General features: G+C 34.8%; 7 protein-coding genes. 5 read left to right on the top strand and 2 right to left on the bottom strand.

Going from position 1 to position 8,264, the window contains the following annotated elements; all coding sequences use genetic code 11:
- Window positions 1-180: 180 nt before the first annotated feature.
- Entirely contained in the window at window positions 181-453 is a 273-nt protein-coding gene (locus CXF67_RS19160; RefSeq protein WP_102087404.1) for a DUF4345 family protein, read from the top strand.
- A 1-nt stretch (window position 454) separates the two neighbouring features.
- Window positions 455-1,144 carry a hypothetical protein gene (locus CXF67_RS03015; protein ID WP_102087403.1) on the top strand — a complete coding sequence of 230 codons (690 nt, stop codon included), beginning with the start codon at window positions 455-457 and terminating at the stop codon, window positions 1,142-1,144.
- A gap of 669 nt (window positions 1,145-1,813) precedes the next feature.
- Here CXF67_RS03015 and CXF67_RS03010 read toward each other — a convergent pair.
- Window positions 1,814-2,722, bottom strand: coding sequence for a histone deacetylase family protein (locus tag CXF67_RS03010; protein ID WP_102087402.1), 909 nt, complete (start codon window positions 2,720-2,722; stop codon window positions 1,814-1,816).
- A 358-nt stretch (window positions 2,723-3,080) separates the two neighbouring features.
- Between CXF67_RS03010 and CXF67_RS18055 the strand changes: the two genes are divergently transcribed.
- On the top strand, window positions 3,081-3,236 hold the full coding sequence (locus CXF67_RS18055) for a hypothetical protein (RefSeq protein ID WP_180957880.1): 156 nt from the start codon (window positions 3,081-3,083) through the stop codon (window positions 3,234-3,236).
- Window positions 3,237-3,427: 191 nt separating this feature from the next.
- On the opposite strand, the gene CXF67_RS03005 is transcribed toward CXF67_RS18055, so the two are convergent.
- Window positions 3,428-4,072, bottom strand: coding sequence for a 4'-phosphopantetheinyl transferase family protein (locus CXF67_RS03005; protein ID WP_102087401.1), 645 nt, complete (start codon window positions 4,070-4,072; stop codon window positions 3,428-3,430).
- A gap of 118 nt (window positions 4,073-4,190) precedes the next feature.
- Between CXF67_RS03005 and CXF67_RS03000 the strand changes: the two genes are divergently transcribed.
- A complete protein-coding gene (locus CXF67_RS03000; RefSeq protein WP_102087400.1) occupies window positions 4,191-4,802 on the top strand; it encodes a TetR/AcrR family transcriptional regulator in 612 nt (203 codons plus the stop codon).
- 10 nt (window positions 4,803-4,812) lie between these two features.
- Window positions 4,813-8,264 (top strand): type I polyketide synthase (locus CXF67_RS02995; protein ID WP_102087399.1); only part of this gene is annotated, 3,452 nt, incomplete at its 3' end.

Genomic DNA, 8,264 nt, shown 5'->3' with positions numbered 1-8,264 from the left:
ATAAGCTCTCTGAAAAACTTACCGAACTGGGATGGGTTTATTTTATACTTGAATTAATGGTTATGGGAATAATTGTTCTTGTAGAATATAAGTCATATAAAAATTTCGAGTAAAATGAATTGGACTTTTAAGAACTTACATCTTCTGATTTCTTTATCAATTGTATGACCAACAGGACTAATTTACGGCTTTCCATCACTTCTCTCTCAGCAATTAAACATTCAAGTCAACACAATTGACCTTTCAAATATGCTGAAAGCTATATTGTGCCTATATATTGGAATTTCAATCATATGGATTTTAGGAATTTGGAAAAAAGAATATTGGAAATGTGCTACCGAACTGAATATATTATTTATGCTGACTCTTGCAATTGGACGTGCGTTGAGTATGGTAACGGACGAGCCTCCCTCCTGCTCTAAATTTCATAAATTAATTTCTATAATACTATAAAATGAATCACCCCTTTTACTTAAAACCAACTAAAGAACAGCACCAAATTCAAATAAAAATTGGAGTTATCGCTTTATTTTTTAATATAATTGTTTCAGTATTATCAATATTTAGTGGTTTGTATTTTTTTATATGTGTATCAATAGCCATTACCCTTTCTATAATCGCCCCTTTTTTTGATATTCCAGCTCTTAAAAAGCAGGGGAAGTTGATTTATTATTCTACTCTTTTTGTTACTGAAAAAGAGGAGAAAGGAATCATCAAAATTCACGGTGGTTCCTTATTTGATTATGTTTTTGTGATAGACAAAACATTAAGTGGTAAGCAAAAAACCAATTTTATACTGCAGAAGTATTTAGAAGGAATTTTGAATTTAATAGATAGTTGTGAAAAAGACAATAATACTGCTGTCAGAATTAAGGGAACTACGTATATCCTGAATGAAAGAACAGCTCATAAAATTGGGTTGAACATCATTAAAACTGACTTTATTCAAAAACTGATCTTGACATTTAATTATGTAAATATTCTAATATCAAATTCAATTGCAAAACGGAAATTATCATTTCCAAAATTGACAACAATAAAAACGTTTGAAAGTACTGTAGAGGAATTAATTAAACGGAGAGAATTCATTGAAGGATTGAATGATAAATTAAAAAATAAAATAACTTTAAGCCAAAGTCACTAAATAGCCTTAAGTAGATTCGATATGATACTAAATTAAACCTATAGGCTTTTACCAATTTAGCGTTCAAATATCGTATAAAATCAGTTTCTTTTTCACTTACTAATCGTCTTAAAATATAACTATTGCTATGCTTATATTTTTTTCCTCAATTAAGTAAAAAATAATTCAAATTTTTAGTCCAATATTTAAAAAATAAATTGGTGCTAAACAATAAAAGGAATAAGATTTAGCTGATTATTTAAATTTTTTAGAGATTGGCGAAGTATCTTCTTTTCAGTTCCATTGGTGGTTTTTAAATAAATATAATTACAATCTGATTTTGCAAAATAAATACGCCCCTTGTATTTTAAAATAGTCCGACAGCTTTTACAATTTTATACCTTACTCTCCACTCCGTCTCGATATTTGATAAAAAAGCAGTCTCCAGTCTAACTCTATTTTTTAAACATTGGTTTTTACATGTTCATCGCATTTCCTAATTTGATTATTTTTTAAGTTATAATAGTTACTTTTTACGCTATGATTGAAAGATCGCTTGGTTACTGAAGGATTTTTGCTAGAGGCGTAAATGAAATAATTTCAAATATCAGACTTCTAATTTAGTGCCTGACTTTTAAAATCTCGCCTTCCGTCTATTGATTATTGTCTATTGACAATATGCTTTTGACTCTAAAAATAAATCTGCTGTGCCGTACGATAAGTGTTGGCATGCGCATCTATAATGGTTTTTATATCTTTGGAATAGCCTCCGCCCATACTCACCTCAACAGGAATTTCTCGTTGTAAGCACTGCTCAAAAACAAATTCATCTCTTTTTTTACAGCCAGCCACACTGCAACCTAGTTTTCCCAATTTGTCAGTACTCAAAATATCTACTCCAGAAAGGAAGAATATAAAGTTTGGTTTCACCTGATCTATAAGTTTCGGTAAAGTCACTTTTAAAGTCTCTAAATACTGGTCATCATCGCAATTGTCTTCCATGGGAATATCCAAGTCTGAAATTTCTTTTTTGAACGGGTAATTACTTTTTCCGTGCATAGAAAAGGTAAACACTCTATCGTCTTTTTGAAAAATTTCTGCTGTTCCGTTGCCTTGGTGGACGTCTAAATCAACGATAAGAATTTGCTTTGCCAGCTTATTTTGCAAGAGGTAGTGAGCGGCAATAGCTTGATCGTTTAACATACAAAAAGCCTCCCCATGATCTGAATAAGCATGGTGAGTGCCTCCAGCAATATTCATAGAAACACCATATTCTAAAGCATAATTACAGGCTTCAATAGTGCCATTGGTAATGATTCGTTCTCTTTTAACCAATTCTGCAGACAATGGAAACCCAATTTTACGAGCGACTCTTGGTTCTATACTAATGCTGTACAGTTGCTCTAAATAATCTGAGGTATGGACAGACTGTATATAAGTTTCATTATCGAGATTTATTTGTGGCTCAAAGAAATTTTCTGGTTCACACGTTCCCTCATGGAGCAATTGCTTGGGAAGCAAATCATACTTATCCATTGGAAAGCGGTGCCCTTCGGGTAGTGGATGTTTATAAATGGGATGTAAAGCTATTTTGAGCATACTTTAAATAAAGGAAAACCAAAAGTATTTATTTTGAAGTTGTTCTTACTTGAAAAAGAGTTTAAATTTTTGATAAAATTGTTTACTGAATTCTTCACTCGCAACCTTGCCCACTAGTTTTTGATTCATCCAGTTGAGTATCTAGTTTCTTAAATTCAGCTATTACTTTATTTTGGCGTTCTGTTTTCTTAGCCTCTAATATTCCAAATTAGGTAATTTAAAATTCGACGATTTTACAAGATTACCTATACCATTGAGTTAGGCAACAATTTCCTTATTATTTTTATACGGCTTAGGTTTACAATTCAAAATTTAGATAAAAGCAGAATGCCCCAAAGTGAGGAATAAGGTTTTTTATATGCAGAGACCAATTCAAAAGGAAGTAAAAACCTTGGGGAATAAATTGTCGATTTTGGTAAAAGCATCACATCAAGACGTTTTAATACGCTTAAAAATGATGCCATGGATTGATAATAAAACATCAATTATGTTAATGGCTATTTTCTTTCAGTAGCAGAAACAGCCCTCTCTTTTTTATAGGATATTCTGATGAAGACTTAAGAAAGGTGAGTGTCTTAACATAGATTCAGGTAGTTATTTTATAGAGCGGTTTCAGAAGAAATTATTTCAAGACGTAAAGTAACTAACGTATCTAATTAAAACTTAGCAGCATTTGAAAAACAGGGCATTGCTATTTGAGAATGATTAATCTTTCAATAAATCCTTTAATTCAATAAATTCCATACCAATAGCGGTCTGAGTTTCCGTCGCGACTATTCCATTAAAATCAGGATCAAAATCAAAGGATTTAAAATAATAGTGTTTCTCTTTATACGTCCCGTGATGCTCATATACTTCTAGTTGTTTTAACTCTTTCAAAGTACAGCCAGCTGCCTTTAATAATGCTTCTTTACGGATCCAAAACCAATAAAACCGCTCTAGGGAATTTTTAGCATCCAAAATAGACGCCCACTCCACTGCCGTAAATAAATAATTAAATAGTTTTAAATCTATAGTTTTCTTTTTCTCAATATCTATACCAACAGAAAAATTGGTACTAAAAGCTAATACAACGTACCCATTACTATGAGAAATAGAGAAATTATGAACTTTGAAACTGGGTTTTCCTTGTTTAGAATAGCCTATTTCTTCCAATAAAGAAGCTGGTAGTCCGTTTTCAAATAATGCTCTTTTTAACAACAGGCGCCCGGCACTATAACTCAGGGAACTCTCTTCGTCTAAATACCTTTTTGCCCTTTCCTGAAGACTCTTCGGGAGGTTTTTTAATAAAAATTCTTTTGTGAAAGAAGAGTTGTTTTTGGCTATTTTAACTATCCTTATTTTTAGCATTTATTCGGTATTAAGAAATATTTATGATAAAACATAAATCACTCTAATTTATAAATCATTTCTTTACGGTACTAACGGTACATAAATAGTACCGCCAGAACAAATTTAGGTAAATTATATGATTACAAAAGACTACATAATAGAGATAACCACTCAATTATACTTAAAAAACGGTGTGAAAGCGGTCACTATTGCTGACATCACTAAAGAATTAAGCACGTCTAAACGTACGATTTACAATCATTTTATAGATAAAACTGATTTAATGCAAGCCTGTATAGAACGCTATTTGGCTGGTATTAGAAGCAATAACGACGAAATCATTAACAACTGTAGCTCTGCGATTGAAGCGATGGGCATAATTCAACAACAAATTTTAAAAAGAGCGGATTATAGCAATGCTCACTTTTATAAAGATATACTAAAGTATTTCCCTAGTGTCTTAAAAGAATCTTACGAAAAAAATTCAGAATTCGCTTTTCGCGAATTGCTTTATTTAGCCAGATGGGGCGTAAAAGAGGGTTTATTCAGAAAAGACTTAGACCCAGAAGTTACGATGGCTACGGTTCAAACATTGCTAAAATTATGCAACAATACAAAAATATTTCCGTCAGCACAATTTTCTAAAGCCAGGCTTACAGAAGGCATTATGGTCGTTTACCTAAGAGGATTGTGCACCGAAAAAGGACTTTTAGAAGTTGAAAAACAGAAACATCTATACTTAACATAGACTAAAAATTATGGACACTATTAACAGTTCTCTTAAAAAAACACCAGTAGCAATTATTGGTTTGTCTGCAATGTTTGCTGATGCAAGTAATGTACAAGAATATTGGAATAATATTATCAATCAGAAAGATAGTATTGTGGATGTTCCAGAATCGCGTTGGAAAATCGAAGATTATTATGATGCTGACCCTACAATAGCAGATAAAACATATTGTAAAAAAGGAGGGTTTATTCCTGATATTGATTTTAATCCAATGGAATTTGGTTTACCTCCCAATATTTTAGAAGTCACGGATGTGTCTCAATTATTGTCCTTAATAGGAGCTAGAGATGCATTTGAAGATGCTGGTTATGGTAGGGAATCAGGTAAATTTACGGCACTTTTAAAAGAAAAAACCGGCGTAATTTTAGGAGTTGGTGGTGGTCAAAAACTAATTACGCCGTTGACCTCAAGGTTGCAAGCTCCTATTTGGGAAAAAGCCCTAAAAAGTAGTGGCATCAGCGATGCTGATATTCCACACATTATTGAAAAAATGAAGAAAGCATATGTTGGATGGAATGAAAATTCTTTTCCTGGTATGTTAGGGAATGTCATCTCTGGTCGAATCACGAATCGTTTTGACTTAGGAGGCATTAACTCAGTCGTGGATGCGGCCTGTGCGGCCTCACTCTCTGCTATTAAAATGGCAGTCTCAGAATTGATTGAAGGACGATGTGATATGATGCTCACCGGAGGTGTCGATACAGATAATTCTCCTTTTATGTATATGTCATTCTCTAAAACTCCCGCATTTTCACAAAAAGGAAGTATTCGTCCTTTTGATACCGACTCTGACGGCATGTTGATTGGAGAAGGAATTGGAATGTTAGTTTTAAAAAGGTTAGAAGATGCAGAACGTGATGGGGATCGAGTTTATGGGTTACTTACCGGGGTTGGTTCTTCAAGTGATGGGCGTTATAAATCGGTTTATGCGCCACGTCCTCACGGTCAGGCTTTGGCGATGCAACGTGCTTATGACGAAGCAGGCTACGATGCGTCTACGGTAAAATTAATTGAAGGTCACGGCACTGCAACAGGAGCAGGAGATGCTGCCGAGTTTGAGTCAATGTCTATGGTTTTTGGCAAAAGTGACACGACAAAAAATCATATTGCCATTGGTTCTGTGAAATCACAAATAGGGCATACAAAATCGGCTGCAGGTGCTGCTGGAATGATAAAAGCAGCTTTAGCTTTATATCATAAAGTATTGCCGGGTACGATAAACGTTACCAAGCCTCACGAAAAATTTGAGATTGAAAATTCTCCTTTTTATGTCAATGCAAAAACCAGACCTTGGTTTAAAAACGGTGTACCTCGTAGAGCTGGAATATCTGCTTTTGGATTTGGTGGTGTGAACGTGCATTTTGCCATGGAAGAATATGAAAACAAAACGTCCTTTACAGATAGAGTACATCAAACATTTCACAGTATTTACCTTAAAGCTACTGACGCTAACGACTTATTAACGCATCTGAAAAACACAGTTGCTAGATTGAATTCGAAGGAAGCAACGGCGGCATATTATAACTTAAAAGAAAGTTCCAAGCAAGGCACCGCAAAACAAAACGAAGCGCGTTTAGGTTTTGTTGCAGAATCTTTAGAGGATTGTATTTCTAAACTAGAAATTGCAGTCAAACAATTAGAAAATAATAAGAACGCTTGGTCGCACCCAAAGGAAATTTTCTTTAGACCAAACGGAATTTCAAGCAGTATAAAAGTGGCTTCATTATTCTCTGGTCAGGGTTCTCAATATGCTAACATGGCAAAAGAGGCGACGAGTAGTTTTGAAACGCTTCAACAAACAATTGCTGCTTTTGATGCTAAAAAAGGATATGATTTAGCAACTAAAATATATCCGAAGCCTGTGTTTACACCAGAGGATAATGATAGCTTAGAAAAAAATATTACAAATACAGAGTTTGCGCAACCTGCCATAGGGGCCATAAGCTTAGGGTACTACAAGATCTTTAAAAATGCTGGTCTTGTAAGTGATATGGTGGCCGGACATAGTTTTGGTGAGCTTACTGCACTTTGTGCATCAGGCGTACTTAGCGAAAGTGATTATATGACACTCGCCATTGCTCGTGGTAAGGCTATGGCAGGTGAAAATACGAGTGGAGATGCTGGTATGATGTTAGCTGTTAAAGCAGCTACTTCTGAAATTCAGCCTTTAATTGCTAGTATTCCGGGGGTTTCTATTGCAAATATTAACGCCTCAAACCAACTCGTTTTAGGAGGAACAACAGAAGGTATAACGCAAGCAAAAACGCTGTTAGATACTAAAAACTACCGTTCCGTTTTATTACCTGTTTCTGCAGCTTTCCATACGGACTGTGTTGGACACGCACAACAGCCTTTTGAAAAAAGTATACAGGCTATAGAATTCTCAAGCCCCGTGATCCCTGTGTATTCAAATTCGACAGGAAATGCCTACCCAACGGAGACTCCTGAAATTAAAAATATCTTAGCGCAACATATTTTAAATACGGTCGATTTTAAAACTGAAATTGAAAATATGTACGCTGCTGGTGCACGTGTTTTTGTTGAATTTGGGCCTAAATCTATTTTGACCAATCTCGTAAAAGACATCTTAGCTGATAAAGAACATTTTGTGGTGGCAACAAATGCAAAAGCAACTAAAAACAGTGACTTACAAATTAGAGAAGCTGCCGTACAATTACAAGTTCTAGGATGTGAATTAGGAGCCATTGACAGTAACGCACGTCGAGTAGCAGCGCCTTTAGTACAACCAAAAATGGCGGTGAAAATAGCGGGTAACAATTATGTGAGTCCTGCAACACAAAAAGTGTATAATGACGCTTTAAACAACGGGTTTAAAGTGAGCAACGCTACAGAAATTATTAAAACCGTAGAAGTGATCAAGGAAGTGATAAAAGAGGTTCCCGTTTCTATAAATAAAATCAGTACAGACCAAGTTACAGAAGAAGATATGAAGTCTACGATCATTAAAAGCGCCATTGATGGCATTAAGGAAAATCAATCTAAAACATTAGATATGTTCCAAACCATTTTGACGGAACAAAACAAACAAACAGCGCAATTATTAGCCCTTTTATCAGACAATTTTGGAGGGGAACAAAACCCTGAAAATGCTGCTACTGTAGCTATTAAAACACCTGCTGACAAAAGTCCTCCTGCTCCACCAGCTTCAGTTTCATCTCAAATAGTTGAACCCAATAAACCTGCTGCTGCGATACCCGTAATTGAAACCGCCTTACCAACCCAAGAAAATTCGGAAATGCTTGACCTTATGCTAAGCGTCGTTGCAGACAAAACAGGCTATCCTGCTGAAATGTTAGAATTGAGTATGGATATGGAAGCCGATTTAGGAATTGATTCTATCAAACGTGTGGAGATTTTTGGAGCGATCACTGAGCAATCAGATAAGTTAACAGACATCAA

Origin of the sequence: Psychroflexus sp. MES1-P1E, assembly GCF_002836055.1 — a bacterium.
Taxonomy (GTDB): Bacteria; Bacteroidota; Bacteroidia; order Flavobacteriales; family Flavobacteriaceae; genus Psychroflexus.
The sequence above is the reverse complement of the archived record's forward strand: the minus strand, read 5'-3'. Positions and strand labels throughout refer to the sequence as shown.

What these genes read in the sequence shown, in the direction of transcription:
- CXF67_RS03015 (WP_102087403.1), top strand. Translation starts at nt 455, where the DNA reads ATGAATCACCCCTTTTACTTAAAACCAACTAAAGAACAGCACCAAATT.
- CXF67_RS03010 (WP_102087402.1), bottom strand. Translation starts at nt 2,722, where the DNA reads ATGCTCAAAATAGCTTTACATCCCATTTATAAACATCCACTACCCGAA.
- CXF67_RS18055 (WP_180957880.1), top strand. Translation starts at nt 3,081, where the DNA reads ATGCAGAGACCAATTCAAAAGGAAGTAAAAACCTTGGGGAATAAATTG.
- CXF67_RS03005 (WP_102087401.1), bottom strand. Translation starts at nt 4,072, where the DNA reads ATGCTAAAAATAAGGATAGTTAAAATAGCCAAAAACAACTCTTCTTTC.
- CXF67_RS03000 (WP_102087400.1), top strand. Translation starts at nt 4,191, where the DNA reads ATGATTACAAAAGACTACATAATAGAGATAACCACTCAATTATACTTA.